The 21,880-nt window shown below is 68.8% G+C and carries 16 protein-coding genes; 10 read left to right on the forward strand and 6 right to left on the reverse strand.

Translation table 11 applies throughout. The annotated features are described in order from the left end of the window. From ACN0WF_RS05280 to ACN0WF_RS05295, 4 genes are all read right to left on the reverse strand, one after another. On the reverse strand, positions 1-1,203 hold the full coding sequence (locus ACN0WF_RS05280; RefSeq protein ID WP_417771751.1) for a pyridoxal phosphate-dependent aminotransferase: 1,203 nt from the start codon (positions 1,201-1,203) through the stop codon (positions 1-3). Between the two features lie 29 nt (positions 1,204-1,232). Next, on the reverse strand, positions 1,233-2,870 hold the full coding sequence (locus ACN0WF_RS05285; protein WP_417771752.1) for a hydantoinase B/oxoprolinase family protein: 1,638 nt from the start codon (positions 2,868-2,870) through the stop codon (positions 1,233-1,235). A gap of 14 nt (positions 2,871-2,884) precedes the next feature. Then, on the reverse strand, positions 2,885-4,969 hold the full coding sequence (locus ACN0WF_RS05290) for a hydantoinase/oxoprolinase family protein (protein ID WP_417771753.1): 2,085 nt from the start codon (positions 4,967-4,969) through the stop codon (positions 2,885-2,887). Positions 4,970-5,099: 130 nt separating this feature from the next. After that, positions 5,100-6,611, reverse strand: a complete 1,512-nt coding sequence (locus ACN0WF_RS05295; protein WP_417771754.1) for an aldehyde dehydrogenase (NADP(+)) — start codon at positions 6,609-6,611, stop codon at positions 5,100-5,102. Positions 6,612-6,829: 218 nt separating this feature from the next. Here ACN0WF_RS05295 and kdgD point away from each other — a divergent pair, with 218 nt between their 5' ends. Next, positions 6,830-7,744, forward strand: coding sequence for a 5-dehydro-4-deoxyglucarate dehydratase (kdgD, locus tag ACN0WF_RS05300; protein ID WP_417771755.1), 915 nt, complete (start codon positions 6,830-6,832; stop codon positions 7,742-7,744). Positions 7,745-7,874: 130 nt separating this feature from the next. Here kdgD and ACN0WF_RS05305 read toward each other — a convergent pair whose 3' ends face one another. Then, positions 7,875-8,546, reverse strand: coding sequence for an IclR family transcriptional regulator (locus ACN0WF_RS05305; RefSeq protein WP_417771756.1), 672 nt, complete (start codon positions 8,544-8,546; stop codon positions 7,875-7,877). Between the two features lie 119 nt (positions 8,547-8,665). On the opposite strand from ACN0WF_RS05305, the gene ACN0WF_RS05310 reads away from it, so the two are divergent. The 6 genes from ACN0WF_RS05310 to ACN0WF_RS05335 all read left to right on the forward strand — a co-directional run bounded on the left by ACN0WF_RS05310 (position 8,666) and on the right by ACN0WF_RS05335 (position 16,613). Next, positions 8,666-11,005 carry a cytochrome P450/oxidoreductase gene (locus ACN0WF_RS05310; protein WP_417771757.1) on the forward strand — a complete coding sequence of 780 codons (2,340 nt, stop codon included), beginning with the start codon at positions 8,666-8,668 and terminating at the stop codon, positions 11,003-11,005. A gap of 66 nt (positions 11,006-11,071) precedes the next feature. Then, positions 11,072-12,097, forward strand: a complete 1,026-nt coding sequence (locus tag ACN0WF_RS05315) for a TRAP transporter substrate-binding protein (RefSeq protein WP_417771758.1) — start codon at positions 11,072-11,074, stop codon at positions 12,095-12,097. Continuing rightward, a complete protein-coding gene (locus ACN0WF_RS05320) occupies positions 12,075-12,638 on the forward strand; it encodes a TRAP transporter small permease (protein WP_417771759.1) in 564 nt (187 codons plus the stop codon). The genes ACN0WF_RS05315 and ACN0WF_RS05320 overlap by 23 nt, the downstream gene beginning before the upstream one ends. After that, positions 12,638-13,939: a TRAP transporter large permease gene (locus ACN0WF_RS05325; RefSeq protein ID WP_417771760.1), complete on the forward strand. Its 1,302-nt coding sequence runs from the start codon at positions 12,638-12,640 to the stop codon at positions 13,937-13,939. Before ACN0WF_RS05320 ends, ACN0WF_RS05325 begins: the two co-directional genes overlap by 1 nt. A 190-nt stretch (positions 13,940-14,129) precedes the next feature. After that, a complete protein-coding gene (gene asnB / locus ACN0WF_RS05330) occupies positions 14,130-16,022 on the forward strand; it encodes an asparagine synthase (glutamine-hydrolyzing) (RefSeq protein WP_417771761.1) in 1,893 nt (630 codons plus the stop codon). A gap of 69 nt (positions 16,023-16,091) precedes the next feature. Next, positions 16,092-16,613, forward strand: a complete 522-nt coding sequence (locus ACN0WF_RS05335) for a GNAT family N-acetyltransferase (RefSeq protein ID WP_417771762.1) — start codon at positions 16,092-16,094, stop codon at positions 16,611-16,613. 41 nt (positions 16,614-16,654) lie between these two features. Here ACN0WF_RS05335 and ACN0WF_RS05340 read toward each other — a convergent pair whose 3' ends face one another. Continuing rightward, positions 16,655-16,981 (reverse strand): hypothetical protein, encoded by a 327-nt coding sequence (locus tag ACN0WF_RS05340; RefSeq protein WP_417771763.1) that lies wholly within the window; start codon positions 16,979-16,981, stop codon positions 16,655-16,657. 440 nt (positions 16,982-17,421) lie between these two features. Between ACN0WF_RS05340 and ACN0WF_RS05345 the strand changes: the two genes are divergently transcribed. The 3 genes from ACN0WF_RS05345 to ACN0WF_RS05355 are packed head-to-tail and all read left to right on the forward strand — an operon-like array spanning position 17,422 to position 21,853. After that, entirely contained in the window at positions 17,422-18,282 is an 861-nt protein-coding gene (locus tag ACN0WF_RS05345) for a TauD/TfdA dioxygenase family protein (protein ID WP_417771764.1), read from the forward strand. A gap of 33 nt (positions 18,283-18,315) precedes the next feature. Further along, positions 18,316-20,469 carry a GNAT family N-acetyltransferase gene (locus tag ACN0WF_RS05350; RefSeq protein ID WP_417771765.1) on the forward strand — a complete coding sequence of 718 codons (2,154 nt, stop codon included), beginning with the start codon at positions 18,316-18,318 and terminating at the stop codon, positions 20,467-20,469. Continuing rightward, positions 20,462-21,853, forward strand: a complete 1,392-nt coding sequence (locus ACN0WF_RS05355) for a hypothetical protein (RefSeq protein ID WP_417771766.1) — start codon at positions 20,462-20,464, stop codon at positions 21,851-21,853. Before ACN0WF_RS05350 ends, ACN0WF_RS05355 begins: the two co-directional genes overlap by 8 nt. Positions 21,854-21,880 lie beyond the last annotated feature (27 nt).

Below are 21,880 nucleotides of genomic sequence, written 5' to 3' on the forward strand. Positions count from 1 at the left end.
TCAGGCAAGGTCCGAGAACGCCTTGGCCAGTCGGGCGCAGGCGGTTTCCACCATGTCCTGCGAGATGGCGAAGGACATGCGGATATAGGGCGAGAGCCCGAAGGCCGCCCCCGGGACGACGGCCAGGCCGGCCGCCTCGAGAACATGTTCCGCGATCGCCGCGTCGTCGGTGAGCACCGTCCCGTCCGAGGTGCGCCGGCCGATGAGGTCGCTGCAGTCGATGAACGCATAGAACGCGCCTTCCGGGGGCCGCACGCGAATTCCCGGAACCGCCTTCAGTCCTTCCAGCATGGCATTGCGGCGGGCGCTGTATTCCTTGCCCGCGGTGGCGATGAAATCCTGCGGGCCGGTCAGGGCGGCAACCGCCGCGGCCTGCGAGATCGAGCAGGGATTGGAGGTCGACTGCGACTGGATCTTGGCCATGGCCTTGATCAGGTCGGCGGGACCCGCGGCATAGCCGATGCGCCAGCCGGTCATCGCATAGGCCTTGGACACCCCGTTGACGATCAACGTGCGCGCGCGCAGGTCTGGGCAGGCGGTCAGGAACGAGGGCGCCTCAGCGCCGTCGTGCCGGATGTGCTCGTAGATCTCGTCGGAAAGCACGATGAGGCGCGGATGACGCTTGATCACCTCGCCGAGCGCCTGCAGCTCGGCCTGCGTGTAGGCGGAACCGGACGGGTTGTTTGGCGAGTTGAGCAGCAGCCAGCGGGTCTGCGGCGAAAGCGCCGCCTCCAGCCGGCCCGGCGTCAGCTTGAAGCCCTCCTCGAACGGGCATCGGACCACCTTCGGCGCGGCACCCAGGAGCAGCGCCATGTCGGTGTAGGAGACCCAGTAGGGCGCGGGCACGAGCACCTCGTCACCCGGCTCGATCGTGGCCATCAGCGCGTTGAAGATGATCTGCTTGGCGCCATTGCCGGCGGAGATTTCCTCCCGCGAGAAATGCAGGCCGTTCTCGCGGGCGAATTTCGCCGCGATGGCGTCCTTCAGTTCCGGGGTGCCGTCGGCGGCGGTGTAGTGGGTCTGGCCGGCGCGCATCGCCGCGACGGCGGCCTCGACGACATGGGCGGGCGTGTCGAAGTCCGGCTCGCCGACGCTCACGTCGATGATGTCGCGGCCCTGCCGGCGCATGTCCTTGGCCCGCACCGACACCGCCATCGCCGGCGACAGCTTGATCCGCCGCGCGCGTTCTGATTCGAAGGTCATGGGATCTGTCCCTTGTGCTTGCGGTCGGCTCATTTCTCGATCACGTAGCCGAAGGCGACGTCGCGCGCGGCAGCCTCCGGGTCGCGCTTTTCCGTCGGGCCGTAGCCGCCGCCGCCGGGCAGCGAGAGCACCAGCCGGCGGTCATGCGGCACGTGCTGGCGCCCCTTGGAGGCAAGGCGGGTGCCGTCGTCGAGCGTCACCGAGCCGGCCTGGCCGTCGCCGCCGCCGGCGCGTCCGCGCGCCGGATGGTCGATACGGTCGAACATGGCGTTGAAGGTGAACTCGTGGCCTTCCGCCGCGCCGATCTCGACCACCTGGCCGAGGCCGCCGCGGTACTGGCCGGCGCCGCCGGAGCCCTCGCGCAGCTCCTTGCGCCAGAAGATCACCGGGCCGACATGCTCGGTCGCCTCGATCGACATGGAGTGCACGCCACTTGGGAATGCGGTTGCGCTCAGCCCGTCGAGCGTGGCGCGCGCGCCGGCGCCGCCGCTGTTGAACAGCAGCACCTCGGCACGGCGGCCGCCGTCGGCCGGCGCCTTGTCGCCCTGCAGCGGCCTTGCACTCACATGCAGGTTCCACAGCGCGCCGGAGCCTTCCGCCGGGATCTTGCCCGGCAGCATCTTGTGCACCGCGCCAAGAACCGCGTCGGGAATGAAGTGGCCGAGCACGTGGCGCACGGCCACGGGGGCGGGGCGCTGGGCATTGAGGATGCAGGTCGTCGGCGCCTCGAAGCGGAACGGCTGCAGCGAGCCGTGGTTGTTCGGGATGTCCGGGGCCAGCGCGCACTTCAGGCCGTAGCAGGCATAGGCCTTGGAGTAGATCATCGGCACGTTGATACCGAGCGGGCTCGGGCCGGAGGTTCCGTCGAAATCGGCGAGGATATGGTCCTCGGCGACATCGATGCGCACGGCGATATCGACCGGACTGCCGTAGCCGTCGACGCGCATGACGTTGTCGTAGGAGCCCTTCGGCAGGGCCGCGATCCGCTCCAGCGTCGCCGTGTAGCTGCGGTCGAAGACGAAGTCGGCCAGCGCCTCGAGATCGTCGAGGTCGAATTCGCCCATCATGTCCATGAGCCGGCGGTGGCCGGTCTCGTTGCAGGCCGCGAGCGAGAAGATGTCGCCGACCACCTGATCCGCCTCGCGCACGTTGTTGCGCAGGATGTTGACGAGATCGCGGTTCACCTGGCCACGCTCGACGAACTTCATGATCGGGATGAAGATACCTTCCTCGTAGACCTCGTTGGCGTCGGGGCCGAAGCCGCGTCCGCCCACGTCGACCACATGCGCGGTGCAGGCGAAGAAGCCGACGAGCCGGCCCTTGCGGAAGGACGGCGTCACCATGGTGATGTCGAGCAGGTGGCCCGTGCCCTTCCATGGATCGTTGGTGATGTAGACGTCGCCCTCGAAGATGTTGTCTTCGCCGATGTCCTTGATGAAATGGCCGACGGCCTCGGCCATGGCGTTGACGTGGCCGGGCGTTCCGGTCACCGCCTGGGCGATCATCAGGCCGCCGCGGTTGAAGACGCCGGCCGAGAGATCGCCCGATTCACGCACGCTGGTGCTGAAGGCGGTGCGGATGAGGGTGATCGCCTGTTCCTCGACGACGGAGATCAGGCGGTTCCACATGACCTGCATGTGGACGTCGGAGAGAGGGGATGCGGTCATTGTGTCTTCCTCGATCATGCCTTCGACCGGACCAGCAGGCAGCCGTCCGCCTGGACGACGGCCTCCTGGGCGTCGGTGATGATGGTCGTCGTCTCGTTCTCGGTGATGATGGCGGGGCCGGCGATGCAGTCGCCGAGCGCCATGGCGTCGCGGGCGACGACGGAGGCCTCGACGAAGCGCGCGGCCCTGGCCTCGAACATCTGGCGGCGTTCGTCCGTTTCGATCCTGCGGCTCGCGTCGACCCGCTCGACCCGCGGCGCCGGATAGGCCTCGGAGCTTGCCCGCAGCGACCAGCTGATGATCTCGATGTCGAGCGTGTCGATCAGGCGTCCGAAGAGCTGCTCGTAGACCGTTTCGAAGCCCTTGCGGAACGCGGCGACGTCATCGCCGGCGTAATCGCGCACTTCGACGGTGACCGGCACCTCCCAGCCCTGGCCGACGTAGCGCATGTAGGCGGTGCACTCGAGGGTGGGAACCGCGTCCGGCGCGCCGGAGCGCACGAAGGAGGTGGCTTCCTCGGTCAGGTCCTTGAGCACGGCATTGACCCGGCCGGCGTCGAAGGCGCCGAGACGGATGTAGGAGCTGCGCACGGACTCAAAGCCGAAGGGCGCGCGCAGGAAGCCGATTGCCGAGCCGACGCCGGCGCCCGGCGGCACCAGCAGTTCGTCGATGCCAAGCTTCTCGCACAGGCGCCCGGCGTGCAGCGGCGCGGCGCCGCCGAAGGCGATCATCGTGTAGTCGGCAAGCTCCATGCCGTTCTCCACCGCGTGCATGCGCGCGGCGTTGCTCATGTTCTCGTCGACCACCTCGCAGATGCCGAAGGCGGCGGTGGCGACATCCGTGCCGAGCGGGCCGGACAGGTCGCGGGCCACGGCGCCCTCTGCGGCGGGCTGGTCCAGCGTCATCGTGCCGCCGGCGAAGCCCTCGGCGCAAAGCTTGCCAAGCAGGAGGTCGGCGTCGGTGACCGTCGGCCGGTCGCCGCCGCGTCCGTAGCAGGCCGGGCCGGGCTCGGAGCCGGCGCTGTGCGGGCCGACGCGGATCTGGCGCATGGAATCGACGGAGGCGATGGAGCCGCCGCCCGCGCCGATCTCCACCATCTCGATCACCGGGATCGAGATCGGCATGCCGCTGCCCTTCTTGAAGCGATAGGTGCGCGCCACCTCGAAGGTCTTGGCGGTCTTCGGCATCTGGTCGTCGATGAGGCAGATCTTCGCCGTGGTGCCGCCCATGTCGTAGGAGAGCACGCGCGACAGGCCGTGGCGCTTGGCGATGTGGGCGGCGAAGATCGCGCCGCCGGCGGGGCCGGATTCAAGCAGGCGCACCGGAAACTCGATGGCGCTCTCGACGCTGATGATGCCGCCGCCCGAATGGATCATGAAGACCGGGCAGTTGGTGCCCGCTTCCCGCAGGCTGTCGATCAGCCGGGTCAGGTAGGAGGCCATCAGCGGCTTGACGTAGGCGTTGGCGCAGACGGTGTTGAAGCGCTGGAACTCGCGCATCTGCGGCGAGACCTCGCAGGAGATCGACACCGAGAGGTCGGGCTTGCGGGCCAGCAGCGCGTCGCGCACCTGCCGCTCGTGGTCGCCGTTGGCATAGGAGTGGATGAGCCCGATGGCGATGCTCTCGAAGCCGCCGGCAAGGACCGTCTCGACCAGCGCGTCGAGCTCGCTGGCGTCGATCTCCTTCAGCACCTTGCCGGAGGCGTCGATGCGCGCGTCGAGGACGAAGCGCTCATCGCGCGGCACCAGCGGCGCGGGCAGCACGATGTCGAGGTCATACTGCTCGAACCGGTTCTCGGTCCGCATCTCGATCACGTCGCGGAACCCCTTGGACGTGATCAGCGCGGTGCGTGCGCCGCGCCGCTCGATCAGTGCGTTGGTGGCGAGCGTCGTGCCGTGGATGATCGTGTCGATCTGCGACAGCGCCACGCCGGCCTTTTCGGCGACCAGTCTGACACCGTCGACGATGCCCTGCTCGGGTGCCGTGTAGTTGGTCAGCACCTTGGCCGAGTGCATGGTGTCGCCGACTTCCATGGCAACATCGGTGAAGGTTCCGCCAATGTCGGCCCCTACCCTGATTTGCATGCCGTCCTTCGTCATCTTTGTCGGGTCTCCGGTTGGCTGCGATCGCGGGCTTGCGCCGCGTATCGCCAGAAAGTGTATCAGTTGTATGACAACATATCTTTGCTGAAAGTCAAGTGATATGACGTCTGATTAGTTGGCGTGCGGATCAGTTCGCGGCATCTTCGGGAAGCAGTTCCGCGGGCACGTTCTGGAAGCAGACGGGCCGCAGGAAACGGCGGATGGCCAGCGTTCCGACGCTGGTGGCGCCGAAGTTGGTCGATGCGGGGTAGGGGCCACCGTGGACCATGGCATCGCACACTTCCACGCCGGTCGGGAAGCCGTTGACGAGGACGCGGCCGGCCTTGCGCTCCAGCACCGGCATCAGTGCCGCGGCGGTCGCGTTGTCGGCGGCTTCCATCTGCAGCGTTGCCGTGAGCTGGCCCTTGAGTCCGCGGGCAAGTTCGAGCCGCTCCGCGTCGGAGGCGACGGTGACGACGAGGCCCAGCGGCCCGAACACTTCCTCCGCCAGCTTCGGCTCGGCGAGGAAGCGCGCCGCGTCGGTGCGCAGCAGCACCGGCACGGCCTCGCGCGCCCCGCTTTCGCGCGCCGCGCAGAGCGAACCGCCGGCGAGCGCCGAAAGCTCGTCCGCGCCGTTGCGGAAGGCGGTGGCGATCCCGTCGGTCAGCATGGTCTGCGCCGGAACCTCGGCGAGTGTGGCGAGCGCGGCGGCGACGAAATTGTCGGCGGCCGCGGCGTCGATCACCAGAAGCCCGGGGTTGGTGCAGAACTGGCCGGCGCCCATGGCCAGCGACTGGGCCCAGCCACTGGCGATGTCGGTGCCGCGCGTGGCCAGCGCGCCGTCCAGCACGAAGACGGGATTGATGGAGCCAAGTTCGCCGAAGAAGGGGATCGGCTCGGCGCGGCGGGCGCAAAGGTCGAACAGCGCCCGGCCGCCGGCAAGCGAGCCGGTAAAGCCGACGGCGCTGATCAGCGGATGGGTGACGAGCGCCGTACCAGCCTCGCGGCTGTCGCTCTGCACCAGGCTGAAGACGCCGGCGTCGAGGCCGCAGGCGCGGCGGGCGGCGTCGATCGCCTCGGCGACGATCTCGCCGGTCGCCGGATGGGCCTGATGACCCTTGACCACGACGGGGCAACCGGCGGCAAGCGCGGAGGCGGTATCGCCGCCAGCGGTGGAGAAGGCGAGCGGGAAGTTGGAGGCGCCGAAGACGGCGACCGGACCGAGCGGCCGCTGCACCATGCGCAGCTCCGGGCGTGGCGGCTGGCGGTCGGGCAGGGCCTCGTCGACGCGCAGGTCCAGATACGCGCCCTTGCGGATATGCGTGGCGAAGAGGCGGAGCTGGCCCGTCGTGCGGCCGCGCTCTCCCTGAATGCGGGCTTGCGGCAATCCGGTTTCGGCGACGGCGAGGCGGGTCAGGTCCTCGGCGCGCGCCTCGATTTCATCGGCGATCCGCTCCAGGAACACCGCGCGCTCATCGCGGGTGGTGCGCGAAAACGCCGGAAAGGCGGCGTCCGCCGCCCGTGCGGCCCGGTCCACCTCGCCAGCACCGCCGCGACAGAAGCTGTGGGCGGGGCCGGTGACGGGCGAACTGTCGAAGCGCGCGCCGCTGTCCACCCGCTCGCCTGCGATCAGATGGTGTCCATGGGGCTGATAGGTCATGAGGCGATCCCTTTGTCTGGCGCCGCGCCCGACAGCGCGGCAGGTGCGATCCGCCATCTTCCGGGGCACGCCGGCCGTTGCCGTCGGGCGGTCCGGAAAGGGGATATGTTCTGTGTCCGGGATACGATCATAAAATAAGACATCATACAACAGTTGACTTTCATCTGAGAGCCGGTAGAAGCTCCAGAAGCATATGAATGCTAACGAGGAGCGCATCCATGGACCCGATCGAACTGAAGGAAAAGCTGGCGTCTGGCCTTCTCTCCTTCCCGGTCACGCACTTCGATGCCGAAGGGCGTTTCAACGGCGAGAGCTACCGGCGGCACATCGAGTGGCTGTCGGGTTATGAGGCCGCGGGCCTTTTCGCGGCAGGAGGAACGGGCGAGTTCTTCTCGCTCGCCCCCTCGGAGATCCCCGGGATCGTCCGCGCCGCCAAGGAAGCCTCGGGCAAGCTGCCGATCGTCGCCGGTTGCGGCTATGGCACGGAGATGGCTGTCGAGATCGCGAAGCAGGCGGAAGCCGCCGGCGCCGACGGCCTGCTGCTGCTGCCGCACTATCTGATCGACGCACCGCAGGAGGGCCTCTACGCCCATGCCCGGGCCGTGTGCGACGCCGTTTCCATCGGCGTGATGATCTACAACCGCGACAACGCCATCTACAAGGCCGACACGGTCGCCCGCCTCTGCGAGGATTGCCCGAACCTGATCGGCTTCAAGGACGGCAGCGGCGAGATGGGCTCTGTGCGCCAGGTCACGGCCACCATGGGCGACCGGCTGACCTATCTCGGCGGCATGCCGACGGCGGAGCTCTTTGCCGAGGCCTATCTGGCGGCCGGCTTCACCACCTATTCGTCGGCGGTGTTCAACTTCATCCCGGCGATGGCGGTGGACTTCTACAAGTCCCTGCGCGCTGGCGACACCGCTGCCTGCGAGGCGCATCTGAAGAATTTCTTCTTCCCGTTCATGGCCCTGCGCAACCGCGCTCCGGGTTATGCGGTTTCGCTCATCAAGGCCGGCGTCCGCCGTCAGGGCTACGCCGCCGGTTCGGTGCGCTCGCCGCTGACCGACCCGACGGCCGAGGAGGAGGCGATGCTCGCCGACCTCATCGCGCGCCAGCCCGGCCGCACCGTCTGAGGTCGCGCCGGCGCCCTGCCGGCCCGCGACACTGTCTGAAAAAAGAAAGCCGCGGCACGGACCTTCGTGCCGCGGCTTTTTGCATGCGCGACGCTGCCGCGCCCCGGCCGGCCTGCTGGCGCGGCCGCGCTCAGGCTTCCCGGTCGGCGATGCGGCGGGCGCAATCGAGCGCCGCCTTCGCCGCCGCGTCGATGTCCAGGTCCTGCAGCGCCACCACGCCGACGCAACCCTCGATGCGAAAGGCCGAGCGGTCCGGATAGACGATGGGGGCGGCGACGCCGACCGCGCCCGCCTGCAACTCGCCCCGGGTGACGGCATAGCCGTTGGTGCGCGCCCGTCGCACCGCCTCCGCATCATCGGGCCCTTCCGGCCGCAGCGCGGCGATGGCGATGCCCGCCGCGCCCCGGTCCAGCGGATGACGGCTGCCGACCCTGTAGGATACGCCGAGCAGCATGCCCTTGGGCTCGGCCACCTGGATCGCCACGCATTCGCTGCCGTGACCGACACACAGGAACGCCGTCGCGCCGGCGCGCTCGGCCAGGTCCTGCAACAGCGGGCGGACCCTGGCGCGCAGTTGCGGCTCGACGCGCGAGGCAAGCGCCACGATGCCGCCGCCAAGCGAGATGCGCCCGCCGTCGCCGCGCACCACCAGAAGATGCTCCTCCAGCGTCGCCACCAGCCGATAGGCGATGGCCCGGTGCACGCCGAGCGCCTGAGCGATCTCGGCAATCGTCAGCCCGTCTTCCCTTTCCGCGATCCGTTCCAGCACGCTCAGTCCGCGCGACAATGTTTGCAGGCTCATGCCCGACGCTGCCCCCTGTCAGTGTTGACACCTATTCCGGTGCCCGGTATCGTTTCAGATAACGAACATATTGTGCGTTATTTGCAAATCGTGCAATGGCAGACTACGAGGGAGGCTTCATGACGTCCAATGTGGCGGAACCGCAGGCGCGGTCCGGTGCTGCTGGCGGCTGCCCGTTCACGGGCGCTGCGGCCAGTGGTTGTCCCGTTTCCAGCCGGGCGGAAGGGTTCGATCCCTTCGGTCCCGAGTACCAGCTCGATCCGGCCGAGGCGCTGCGCTGGTCGCGCGACGAGCTGCCGGTGTTCTACAGCCCCGGGCTCGGCTACTGGGTGGTCAGCCGCTACGACGACATCAAGGCGGTCTTCCGCGACAACATCACCTTCTCGCCCGCCATCGCCCTGGAGAAGATCACCCCGGTCTCCCAGGACGCGCTCGACGTGCTCAAGCGTTATGACTACGCGATGAACCGCACGCTGGTGAACGAGGACGAGCCCCAGCACACCGAGCGCCGCCGGGCGCTGATGAAGGCCTTCGAGCCGGAAGAGCTGCACCATCACGAGGCGATGGTCCGCAGCCTGACGCGCGAGTACATCGACCGTTTCGTCGACCGCGGCGAGGCGGATCTCGTCGAGGAAATGCTCTGGGAGCTGCCGCTGACCGTGGCGCTGCACTTCCTTGGCGTGCCCAAGGAGGACATGGACCGCCTGCGCGACTTCTCCGTCGCCCACACGGTCAACACCTGGGGCCGGCCGACCCGCGAGGAGCAGGTTGCCGTCGCCGAGGCTGTCGGCAGCTTCTGGCAATACGCCGGCGAGGTGCTCGAGCGCATGCGCCAGAATCCGGACAGTGATGGCTGGATGCCCTATGCGATCCGCCGCCAGAAGGATCTGCCGGACGTCGTCACCGACAGCTATCTGCACTCCATGATGATGGCGATCATCGTCGCCGCCCATGAGACCACGGCCCATGCCTCGGCCAACATGTTCCGCAGGCTGCTGGAAAACCGCGAGTTGTGGGACGAGATCTGCGCCGATCCCGGCCTCATTCCCAATGCGGTCGAGGAATGCCTGCGCCATTCCGGCTCGGTCGTCGCCTGGCGGCGCATCACCACCGCGCCGGCGGAAATCGGCGGCGTCGAGGTGCCCGAGGGCGCCCGCCTTCTGGTCGTCACCGCCTCGGCCAACCACGATCCGCGCCACTTCGAGAATCCGGACGAGATCGACCTCTACCGCCACAACACGGCCGACCACCTCACCTTCGGCTACGGCAGCCACCAGTGCATGGGCAAGAACCTCGCCCGCATGGAGATGCGCATCTTCCTGGAGGAGTTTACCCGCCGGCTGCCGCACATGCGGCTGAAGGAGCAGGAGTTCACCTTCCTGGCGAACACCTCCTTCCGCGGTCCCGAGCATCTTCTCGTCGCCTGGGATCCGGCGCTCAACCCGGAGCGCGAGGACCCCGCCAGGCTGGTGCCGCGCGCCGACTTCCCCATCGGCGCGCCGCAGGTCAAGGATCTGGCCCGCACGCTCACCGTCGTCGCCCGCACGCAGGTCGCCGAGGACGTCGTCGGCCTGACGCTTGCCGATCCCCAGGGCCGTCCGCTTCCCGAGTGGAGCGCCGGTGCGCATGTCGATCTGCTGTTCGAGGGCTTTGACCGTTCCTATTCGCTGTGCGGCGACCCGGCCGCCCGCGATCGTTTCGAGGTGGCGGTGCTGCGCGAGCAGGCCGGTCGCGGCGGCTCCGCCCATATCCACGCGCATCTCGCCGAAGGCGATACGGTGCGCGTGCGCGGGCCCAAGAACCACTTCCGCCTCGACGAGGAGGCGGAGCGCTACGTGTTGATCGCCGGCGGCATCGGCATCACGCCGATCCTCGCCATGGCCGATCGGCTGAAGCGCCTCGGCAAGGAATACGAGCTGCATTATGCCGGCCGGTCGCGGGCGACGATGGCCTTCGCCGAGCGCGTGCTTGGCGATCATGGCGCGGCCCTGCGGCTGCACGCGGCCGACGAGGGCGCGCGCATGGACCTTGGCGAGATACTTTCCACAGCAACCGGTTCCGGCGTCCAGGTCTATGCCTGCGGGCCCGAAAGGCTGCTGGCGGCGCTGGAAATCATGTCCGCCGGATGGCCGGACGGAACCTTGCATGTCGAGCATTTCCATGGCGGATCGGCGGCGCTCGATCCCAACCGGGAGCAGGCGTTCGAGGTGGAGTTGACCGATTCGGGGTTTGCCGTCACGGTGCCGGCGGATCGTACCCTTCTTGAGTCGTTGCGCGAGGCCGGCATTGACGTCCCGAGCGACTGCGAGGAAGGTCTGTGCGGAACCTGTGAGGTCGCTGTTGTCTCCGGCCCGGTCGATCATCGTGACAAGGTGCTCAGTCGCGCGGAACGCGAGGATGGCAAACGTATGATGGCATGCTGTTCGCGTGCGACAGGGAGGATCCGCCTGGCGCTGTGAGCCGGCGGCGAGACGCGCCACCGGGGGGCTTTCCGGTGGTGGCGACCATGAGGGAGAGGACGTTCAATGAACATGAAGACTGCACTTGCCGGTGTCGCGCTCGCCGCGATGACCGCCGCATCGGCCATGCCGGCCGCCGCACAGGAAATCACGCTGAAGCTCAGCCACTTCCTGCCGCCCGTCCACGGCATCCACACCGACTTCATCGAGCCCTGGGCCAAGGACGTCGAGGCCTGCACCAACGGTCAGGTCAAGATCCAGATCTTCCCGGGCGGCACCCAGCTCGGCAATGTCGCCAAGCAGCAGGAGCAGGTGCTTGCCGGCGTGGTCGACATCGCCCACGGGCTGACCGGCCTGCCGCGCGGCCGCTTCCCACGCACCTCGGTCATCGACATTCCGTTCCTGACCGATGACGCGGGCGTCGCCACGCAGACCCTTTGGGCGATGTTCCCGGACTATCTCGCGCCGGAGTACAAGGGCCTGAAGGTCCTGGCGCTGCACGCCCACAATGGCGGCCTGATCCACACGTCGGAGAAGAAGATCTCCGACATGGAGGACATGAAGGGCATGCGCATCCGCACGCCGAGCCCGGCGGTCTCCGCCATGCTCGAGCAGCTCGGCGCGATTCCCCAGGGCATGCCCCCCGGCCAGGTCTACGAGGGCCTGCAGAAAGGCGTGATCGACGGCACCGTCTTCCCGTGGGATCCGGTCAACTCGTTCAAGCTCTCCGAGGTGCTGAAGTACCACCTCGACGCCGGCGTCTACACGGTCTCCTTCTTCTTCGTGATGAACCAGGCCAAGTATGACGCGCTGCCGGAGAACGTCCGCGGCTGCATCGACCAGTACTCGGGCGATGGTCTGGTCGCCAGGTTCGGCGACTGGTGGGATGCCTGGGATGCCCCGGGCCTCGCCGCCGCCAAGGCCAAGGGCAACGAGATCACCGTTCTTTCCGACGAGGAGCGCGCCCGCTGGCGCGAGGCTCTGGCCCCGATGATCGCTTCCTATCTGGAAACGCTCAAGGGCGAGGGCGTGGAAGATCCCCAGGCGCTCTACAAGGCAGCCCAGGACTATGTCGCACAATTCTCCAAATAATGACCGGGCCGGCGTCGCGAAAGCGGCGCCGGTTTCTCCGCTCGGACCGCTCGGCGTCATCGCCGGGCTGGTCTTCCGGGTCACCGCCCTTGTCGGCATGGCCTGCCTCTTCGGCGCCGGTCTCGTCACCGTCGTCGACATCGTCATGCGGGCGTTCGAAAGCGGCATTCACGGTGCCGTCGACATTGTCCAGCTGCTGATCATGGCGACCGCCTTCACGGCGATCCCCTATGCCTTCTTCAGCGACGGTCATGTCAGCGTCGACATTGTCACCCAGTCCTTCCCGGACCCGGTGCAGAAATTGCTGCGCGCCCTGACCGCCCTTGCCTCGGCGGTCGTCATGGCGCTCATCCTCTACTACGGCTGGGAAGCGGCGAAGCTGCAGATGATGTTCGGCGACAAGTCGCAGAACATCGGCATTCCCTTGATCTGGTACTGGATGCCGCTCATCGTCGGCGCCGGGCTTTCGGTTCTCGCCTGCCTGTTCGTCGCCCTTGAGGCGGCGCTCGCCTTTCGCTTTTCCTCCGGAGCCAGACGCTGATGTCCGCACCGCTCGTGGGCCTTCTCGGCTTTGCCGTGACGCTCGTCCTCATTCTGCTGCGCGTGCCGGTCGCCGTCTCCATGGCGCTGACCGGCATCGGCGGCTTCTGGTATCTGAACGGCTGGTCGGGCGTTGCCTTCACGCTGGGCGCGGCCCCCTTCGAGGCGGTCTTTCCCTACAGCCTGTCGGTCGTGCCGCTGTTCATCCTGATGGGCGTCTTCGCCGCACAGGCGGGCCTCTCGCGCTCGCTCTACGACGCGGTCAACGCCTTCACCGGCCATTTCCGCGGCGGCCTCGCCATGGCCACCATCGGCGCCTGCGCCCTTTTCGGCGCGGTCTGCGGCTCTTCGCTGGCAACCAGCGCCACCATGTGTCAGGTCGCCCTGCCGCAGATGCGCCGCCACGGTTATGACGACCGTCTCGCCACCGCCTCCATCGCCGCCGGCGGCACGCTTGGCGTGCTCATCCCGCCGTCGGTGATCCTGGTGCTCTACGGCCTGCTGACGGAAACCTCCATCGGCCAGCTTTTCGTCGCCGCGCTGCTGCCCGGACTGCTCGCGACGCTGCTCTACATGGGCGCCATCTGGGTGCAGGTGCGCCGCAAGCCCGAGCTCGGGCCGGCGAGCGAGCGTCAGTCGTGGCGCGAGCGACTGCGCGTGCTCGGGCGGGTGTGGAACGTGCTGCTGCTGTTCCTGGTGGTCATCGGCGGCATGTATCTCGGCTGGTTCTCGCCAACCGAAGCCGCCGCCGTCGGTGCGCTCGGCGCCTTCGCCATGGCGTTGCTGTCGGGCCGGCTCAGCCGCGCGACCTTCATCGACGGCATCACCCAGACCGCCCAGACCTCCGGCATGATCTTCATGATCCTGATCGGCGCGGGCCTGTTCAACTATTTCATCGAGACCTCGAACCTTCCCTCCTTCCTGGTCGGGACGATCCAGGACGCGGGGCTGGCTCCCTACACGGTGCTGTTTCTCGTCATCCTGTTCTACATCGGGCTCGGCTGCGTCATGGACGCGCTGTCGATGGTGCTGCTCACCATCCCGTTCATCTTCCCGATGGTCGCCGCCCTCGACTTCAATCCCGTCTGGTTCGGCATCATCGTCGTCACCGTCGCCGAGATCGGCCTGATCACGCCGCCGGTGGGCATGAACCTCTTCGTCATCCAGGCCGCGGCCCCGGATGTGCGCCAGGCGACGATCTTCAAGGGCATCGGCCCCTTCCTGGTCGCCGATGTCGTCCGCATTGCCATTCTGGTGGCGATCCCGGCGATCTCGCTCTGGCTGCCCGGCATGATGTTCTAGGGCCGGATATTGATCCCGCGATATCGAAAGGCCGGCGCTTGCGCCGGCCTTTTTCGTCTCCGGTGGCCGTAAAACAAAATGCAATCACAAGTCGAATTGTAAGGAGAAAAAGCACGCTATAGTATCAGTGTCGGGGCGGACGCGGGTCCATTGCCGCCGGCCGGCCGCGCCGCACCCTGGGGGCACGGACATGAGCGGATTCGTCGGTTGGGTCGATTTCGACCGGGATCTCACCGCCCGCGTGCCGGTGGTCGAGGCGATGACCGCGACCATGGCCAGCCGGGGGCCGGATGGCGGCGGCACATGGGTGACGCCGCGCGCGGCGCTGGGCCTTCGCCGCCTGCGCCACGGCGGACCGGGGGCGGGCGGGTTTCTCCCCGCCCATCTCGCCGTCGGCGGGTCGGAACTTGCCGCCGTCATGATCGGCGCACTCGACAACCGCGACGCGCTTGCCGAAGCCTTCGTCGGCGTGGGTGCCGGGGCTGGTCTTGCGCCAACAGGGCGGGAGGCAGCGCCGGACGGAGACGACACGCAACTCGTTCTCGCCGCCTATCTGGCGCTTGGCATCGAGGCCTTCGCCCGCCTCGACGGCAGCTTCGCCATTGCCCTTTGGGACGGGCGCGCCCGCGCGCTGCATCTCGTGCGCGACCGCTTCGGCGTGCGCCCGCTCTATTACCATTCCTATGCCTCCGGCTGCCTTTTTGCCTCCGAGCCGAAGGGCATCATGGCCAATCCGCTGTTCGAGGCGCGGCTCGACCTGACGATGCTGCCGATCGTGCTGCAGCCGCGCATGGCCGCCGCTGGCGAGACACCGCTCAAGAACCTGCACGAGGTGCCGCCGGCAAGCGTTGTCAGCCTGTGTCCCGAGGGGCTGGGACAGCGCCGCTACTGGCGGCTGGAAAGCGCCCCGCACACCGACGACGCCGGAACCACGACGCAAACGGTCCGCGATCTTCTTGCCCGCGCCGTCGCCCGCCAGGCGCCGGAAGAGGCGAAGCTGGCCGCGATGCTTTCGGGCGGGCTCGATTCCACCTCTGTCGCGGCGCTGGCGGTGGCGGCGCGGCGTGTTGCCAATGGCGGCGGCGGAGATCCGCTGTCGACCTGGTGTCTGGCCTTCGAGGGCGACACGCGCCATTTCCAGGCGAGCGAGTTGCGCCCGGACGTGGATGCGCCCTTCGCCGCGATGGCGGCGCGCCATCTCGCCACGCGCCACACCACGCTTACCGCCTCGACGGAGGATCTGCTCGCGGTCCTGCCGGCCACCCGTCGCGCCCGCGATCTGCCGGCCTGGGGCCAGTTCGACGCCTCCATGTACCGGCTTTTCGCCGCCATGCGCGGCTCCGCCCGCCTCGGTCTTTCGGGCGAGGCGGCGGACGAGATCTTCGGCGGCTACCCGCATTTCTTCAAGCCGGAGCTGCTGGCGCGCGACGGCTTCCCCTGGGCCGGTGACGGGGTGCGACTTGCCGACTATCTCGCCCCGGACGTGGCGCGCCTGTGCGAGCCGCGCACCCAGGAGGCCGAGCGCTGCCGGGCGCTGCTTGCGGATGTGCCCCGGCTTGCGGGAGAGCCGGCGGCGGAGGCGCGCATGCGCGAGGTGCTCTACCTCGGCATGGCCGGCCCCCTCTCGGTCATCCTCGACCGCAAGGACCGCATGAGCATGGCCCATGGGCTGGAGCTGCGGGTGCCCTTCCTCGACCATCATCTCGTCCAGTACGTCTGGAACGTGCCGTGGAGCATGAAGGCGGACGGCGGCACCAAGGGGTTGCTGAAGCGCGCCATGGCCGACCTGCTGCCGCCCGACACCTTGACCCGGCGCAAGAGCGCCTATCCGCACGTCCAGCATCCCGACTACGACGCGGGCCTGCTGCGCGCGGCGCGCGCCCTTGCCCTTGACGGCGGCTCGCCCGTCGCGGAGCTGTTCGACCTCCCCCGTCTCGCCGGCCTGGTCGAGGACATCTCCCGGGGAAATGCCGCGCGCCTGTCCGGCACCATGCTCCCCGGCGGCGCAAGCCTGCCGCACATGCTGATTCAGCTTGTCGAATTCTCCGAATGGGTGAAGGACTACGGGATCTCTTTGCGGTGAGAGGCGGCTCCGGCCGGCGATGCGCCTCCCCCATGGCACTTCAGGCGGACGATGGAAATGGCGAGCGACATGAGCGACCCCCGCGAGGTGGAGACCGGTGCGTCCGGGCTGGCTCTGCGTGCGGTCGAGGCCGGAGACGCGGAGGCGGTCGCGGCGCTGGTGCGTGCGGCCTTCGCCGAACTCGCCGCGCGGGTCGATCCACCGCCCTCTGCCCTGCACGAGACCGGCGCGCGGGTCGCGGCCCATCTGGCGGCCGGCGGCGCGGGCGTGGTGATCGCGTCGACAGCTTCCGCCGATGACGCGCTGCTTGCCGCCTGCCTGTGGCACCCGGTGGAGGGCGGGCTCCATCTTGCCCGCCTCGCCGTTTGTCCTGCGCATCGGCGAAAGGGGCTGGCGCTTGCCTTGCTGGCCGCCGCGGAAGCTGCGGCGCGCGCTGCCGGCCAGCGCCGGCTGGTGCTGCAGACGCGGTTGCCGCTCGTTTCCAACCGCCGGCTGTTCGCGCGCGCCGGCTTTCGCGAGGTGTCCTTTCATGCCCATCCGGGGCACCTGGAACCGACCTTTGTGGAGATGGAACGCGATCTCGACGTCTGAAATGGCTGTTCGCAACGCTGTGCGGGATGCGTCCTGCGGCCTCAGCCGCGCGGTTTGCGCCGGGCGATGATCTCCGCGATCCGGTCCGCGTCCTCGGCCTGCAGGTGGCGGCCGGTGTCGAGCAATTCGCTCATGTACTCGTCATAGGTCAGGCCGAGCCGCGCCGCCTTCTTCACCCGGAACATCGCCACGTCGCGGGAGGGAGCCTGGAACGCCGCCTTGCGTGCCGCCCGCCAGGCCACATAGGTGCGGATCGGCCCCGTCCCCCAGGCGGGCACATGCGGCTCGTCGAGCGGCGGGCCGCCGTTGTGACCGATCTCGGCCACCGCGCTCGGCGCGGGCGAGCGTCGGGCGCGGGGCTTTGGCATGCCGTATCGCCTGGGAAATCCCTGCAAGTTGGTTGCATCCTGTGAGAAGAGCCGCTTCCTGGCGCCGGAATATTTCCTTGTTCTTCGAAGGCGCCAGCAAAATCAAGCGGATTTTCGGACATATAGTCTTGCCAAATTGCCTGCATAATCGACGCTCGCCTCCGAGCGTTGCATTGGGTTCCCGTCTGTTCCGCGCCCCTGAAAGCCGGCGAGGACAGTCCGGAGCGCGGAGGATTGGCGGAAATCGGAAGGATTTGGTGCGCTCGGCTGCGGCCGCGTCGGGGTTTCGCCGCGCGGTCGCGCTCCTGAGCGGGGTTTAAATGACGTAGGGGTAGAGTCTGCTTGACTCTTAAAAATCTCCGTTGCAATCTTGGTATTATACACGTTTTAAGTGTCTTTAGGTTTTTCCGCCGCCTCTCCCACAAAAAAGAGGGGGTTTCATGATTGAGCTTGTTCCCATTACCGAACGGATCGGAACCGAGGTTCGCGGCGTCGACGTCACCGAGGGGATTTCGACACGGGACTTCGACCGGATCTATCAAGCCTGGATCGACAGCACCATCCTGCTGTTTCGCGGCCAGTCGATGACGCCTGACCAGCATGTGGACTTCACCCGGCGCTTCGGCGAGGTGGTGAGCTACACGCGCAAGGAGTTCGCCGCCGAGCGTCCCGAGATCCTCATCCTGTCCAACATCGCCAGGAACGGCCGGCTGATCGGCTCGCCGGTGAGCGGGCGGGTCTGGCACACTGACGGCCATTATCTGGCCGAGCCGCCGGCCGGTTCGATGCTGCATGCCCTCGAGGTTCCCCCGCAGGGCGGCGATACCTGGTTCGCCAACATGTTCGCCGCCTGGGAAGACCTGCCGGAGCAGGTGAAGCGGCGCATCGAGGGGCGCGAGGTGGTCATCTCCCGCGTCCAGTCACGGCCCTACAACTATCCCGACCGGCCGCCGCCGACGGAGGCGGAACGCGCTGAATGGCGCGACATGCCGCAGCCGATGGTGCTGACCCACCCCGAGAACGGCCGCAAGGCGGTCTATGCCGGCGGCAACGTGCCCTGGCGGATCGTCGGCATGGAGGAGAGCGATAGCGCGCCGCTGGTCACCTTCGTCCAGGAGTTCTCGGTGCAGCCGCGCTTCACCTACCGGCATCGCTGGCGGGCCGGCGACATCATCCTCTGGGACAACCGTAGCGCCATGCACCGGGCGACCGGCTACGACATGACCCGCTGGCGGCGCCTGATGCACCGCACCACGCTGGCCGCGCGGCACGGGCCCGACGAGGCCGCCACGCGACACTGACGCGGCCCGTCGGCCGGGCGAGAGGAGGGGTGGATGATCGGCGAGTGCGACTATGCGATTGTCGGCGGCGGGGCGGCCGGACTGGTGCTCGCCGACCGGCTGAGCGCCGATCCGCGGGTGCGCGTCGTGGTCATCGAGGCCGGGCGGCGGCGGCGCTCGCCGCTCCTGTCCGTTCCCGCCGGCGAGACGCTGCTTCTCGGCAACCCGCGCTACGACTGGCGGTTTTGCACGCAGCCGGATGGCACCCTCGAGGGCCGGCAGCTCGCCGTGCCGCGCGGCCGGTTGCTCGGCGGCTCTACGGCGATCAACGGCATGATCTTCGTGCGCGGCCAGCGCGACGATTTCGACGGCTGGGCGCGCGCCGGCTGCGAGGGCTGGGGGTGGGACGATGTCCTGCCCTTCTTTCGCGCGCTGGAGGACTGGCAGGGCGGGGAGGAGACCGCGCGCGGCGTCGGCGGACCGATCCGCGTCGAGCTTCCGCGTCACCGCGAGCCGCTTGCCGAGATCTTTCTCAAGGCCGCCGTCGAGGCCGGCTTCGCGCTCAATCCCGACTACAATTCCGGCGATCTGGAGGGCTTCGCGCCGGCACAGATCCCCGCCCGCTCCGGCCGTCGGTCCTGCGTTCTCGACGGGCATCTCGCCGAAGCCGCCGGCCGCGAGAATCTGCGGATCCTCTGCGATGCGGAGGCGACCGGCCTGTGGTTCGACAAGGAACGCTGCCTTGGCGTCGCGCTGACGCGGGGAGGCGAGACGACGATGCTGCGCGCCCGGGCGGAGACGGTGCTCTGCGCCGGCACCATCGGTTCGCCGAAGCTGCTGGAGCTTTCCGGCATCGGCGATCCCGCGGTGCTGGCGCGCGCCGGCATCGCCCCCCGCCACGCGCTTCCCGGCGTCGGCACGGGCTTTCGCGATCATCTGGCCGCGCGGCTGCGCTGGCGGGTCCGCCCGCCCCCCGGGACGCGGCATCTCACCTTCAACGAGCGCACACGCGGCTTCGCCCTGCTGCGCGAGATCCTGCGTTACGGGGTGAGCCGCACCGGCGTGCTTGCCCAGCCCATCGCCGTAGCCGTCGGCTTTGCCCGCTCCACCCCTGGCGAGCCGGTGCCGGATCTTCAGTTCCATTTCGCTCCGGCAAGCTATCCCGTCTCCGGCAAGAGCCGTCGGCTCGACCGGCAACCGGGCATGACCATCGGCGTCTATCCGATGCGGCCCGACGCGGAAGGCACGGTCCATGTGCAAGGGCCGGATCCCTCCCTTCCGCCCGCCATCGCCACCGCCTTCCTGTCCTGCGCCGCCGACCGCCGGCGCCTGCTGGCCGGCATCGCCATGGCCCGGCGCATCGTCGCCTCCCCCGCCTTTGACGCCTGTCGCGGCGAGGAGCTGGTGCCCGGTCCCGGCGTCATCGGCGAGGAGGCGTTGCTGGCACATCTGCGGGAGAGCGCCGACACCTCCTTTCACCCGGTCGGCACCTGCCGGATGGGAACCGGAGCGAATGCCGTCGTCGATCCGCGTCTGCGCGTTCACGGGCTGGCGGGCCTGCGTGTCGTCGATGCCTCGATCATGCCGACCCATGTCTCGGGCAACACCCAGGCGGCGGCGATGATGATCGCCGAGAAGGGCGCTGCGATGATCCGGGCCGATGCCGAAAGCCCGGCCGCCGTCGCGCCGTGGGTCAGCCCTGCGCCGGCCCGGCCGGGCGACCTCGTCGTCGCCGCCGGAGACCCACTGGCGGCGGATGTCGTGGCGCTCCTTGCCGCCTCCGAGGAACTTGCCCGCGCGCTCTATCCGCAAGAGAGCGTGCATCTGCTGCCGCGCGCGGCGCTTGCCGATGACCATGTGCGCTTTCTCGTCGCGCGCGACGGTCTCGGGCGCGCGCTCGGCTGCGGCGCGCTTGTGCTGGAAGGCGGCGGCTTCGGCGAGCTCAAGCGCATGTTCGTGGCGGCGCACGCCCGCCGGCGCGGCGTCGGCCGCGCGCTGCTTGCCGGGCTCGACGCGGAGGCGGCGGCGCACGGCCTGCACACGCTGCGGCTGGAGACCGGTGTCGCCCAACCGGAGGCGCTGGCCCTCTACCGCGCGGCCGGTTTCGGCGCATGCCCGCCCTTCGGCGCCTATCGCCCCGACCCGCTCAGCGTCTTCCTGACGCGTCCGCTCGATCCGCAACCTCAAAGGAGTGTGCGCCATGCCTGACCGGTTCGACCACGCCGGCAACCTTGCCCGCGCCGGTGATCACCGCGCCCATCGCGGGGCATTCTGGCCACCGGCCGAGGCGCATGCGCTGTTCAGCCTCGACATCGCTGCCGCTGCGCCGCCGCTCGATGCGCAAGCCCTTGCGCTTCTGGACGAACTGGGCCGGCTGATCGAGCGCGAATGGGCCGCCTGCAAGGCGAGTCCGCCGCCGTCGCGCGGCCGGTTCCACGATCCCGCACCCGTTGCCGACCTGCTCGCGCGGCTGGCCGAGCATCTGCCGCGCGATGCCGACCGCACCGCGCTGCGCCTGCGCGCCGCCGCCATTCGCGCGGGCTACACCGAGGAGGGACTGCGCACGCTTGCCGCCCTCGATGAGGACCTGATGGTCGTCATCGGCCAGATCGCCACCTGGTACGGCAAGCAGACGGGCGGTCTGCCCACGGCCTTCGCCTGCCGGCGCGACGAGGCGGGAGCCGGGGTCATCGGCGCGGCCTGCGGACAGCTCGCGGCGGTCGAAGCCTGTTTTCGGGACCTGCACACCCATCTGCGGCTGGCGGCGCTTCCCGCCTTCGTGCCGACGCGGCTTTTCTTCATGGCCGGCGAGGGCAACCGTCATCCCAAGCACATCGCCTATTTCCTGCCGGAGGACGAGGGCGTGAAGCGCTCGCCCTACAAGAAGACCTGCTATTTCGCCAACACCCATGCGGCGCTGGTCGAGCGCGTGTCGCTCGCCCATGCCCGGGCGCTGCTCGATCTCGGCGGGCCGTTGCCCGGCACTGTCGCGGCGCTCGGGCCGATCCCGACGCTTGGCGTCTTCGCCCATGAGGCCGGCCATTTCGTTCACCGCGAAGGGGGCGTGTCGTTCCAGGGGCTGAACGCCGCCGACCGCTGGACCTCGGTGGTGCTGCAGGAGGCGGCCGCGGACGTCTTCGGCCTGCTCGCGCTGGCCGAGGTGCTGGCGCCCGCCGCCGGCGCGACGGGCGAGGACGCGGTCGCCTATCACCTGGCCGAATGCCTGCGTTACGTCGACCGCGGCCTCGGGCTCTTTCCCGACAGCGACGGCATGTTTCTCCAGCTTGCCTGGCTCGCGGACTTCGGCGTGCTGGAGATCGCCGAAGACGGCGCCGGGCGTGCCATCCGGCTTTCTGGCTCCCCCGATGCGGTGCTTGCCGCCTTCCGCGCGCTCGCCCGGGTGCTCGCCGACACGCTGCTCGCCGGCGATGTCGAGCGCTCGCTGGCGCTGGCGCGCGACTTCGGCCCGTCCGGCGGCCTGCGCCGGCTCGCCCCGCTGGTTGCCCGTCTGGCCGCGCACCCGGCGACGACGATCGAATACCTGCAGGAACCGGCGGACGCGGCGCGTGCCGCGGTCGCCATGGCAAGCTAGCCCGAGGGACCGGGCGACAGGATCCGC

The organism is Stappia sp. (assembly GCF_048268045.1).
Classification (GTDB): Bacteria; Pseudomonadota; Alphaproteobacteria; order Rhizobiales; family Stappiaceae; genus Stappia.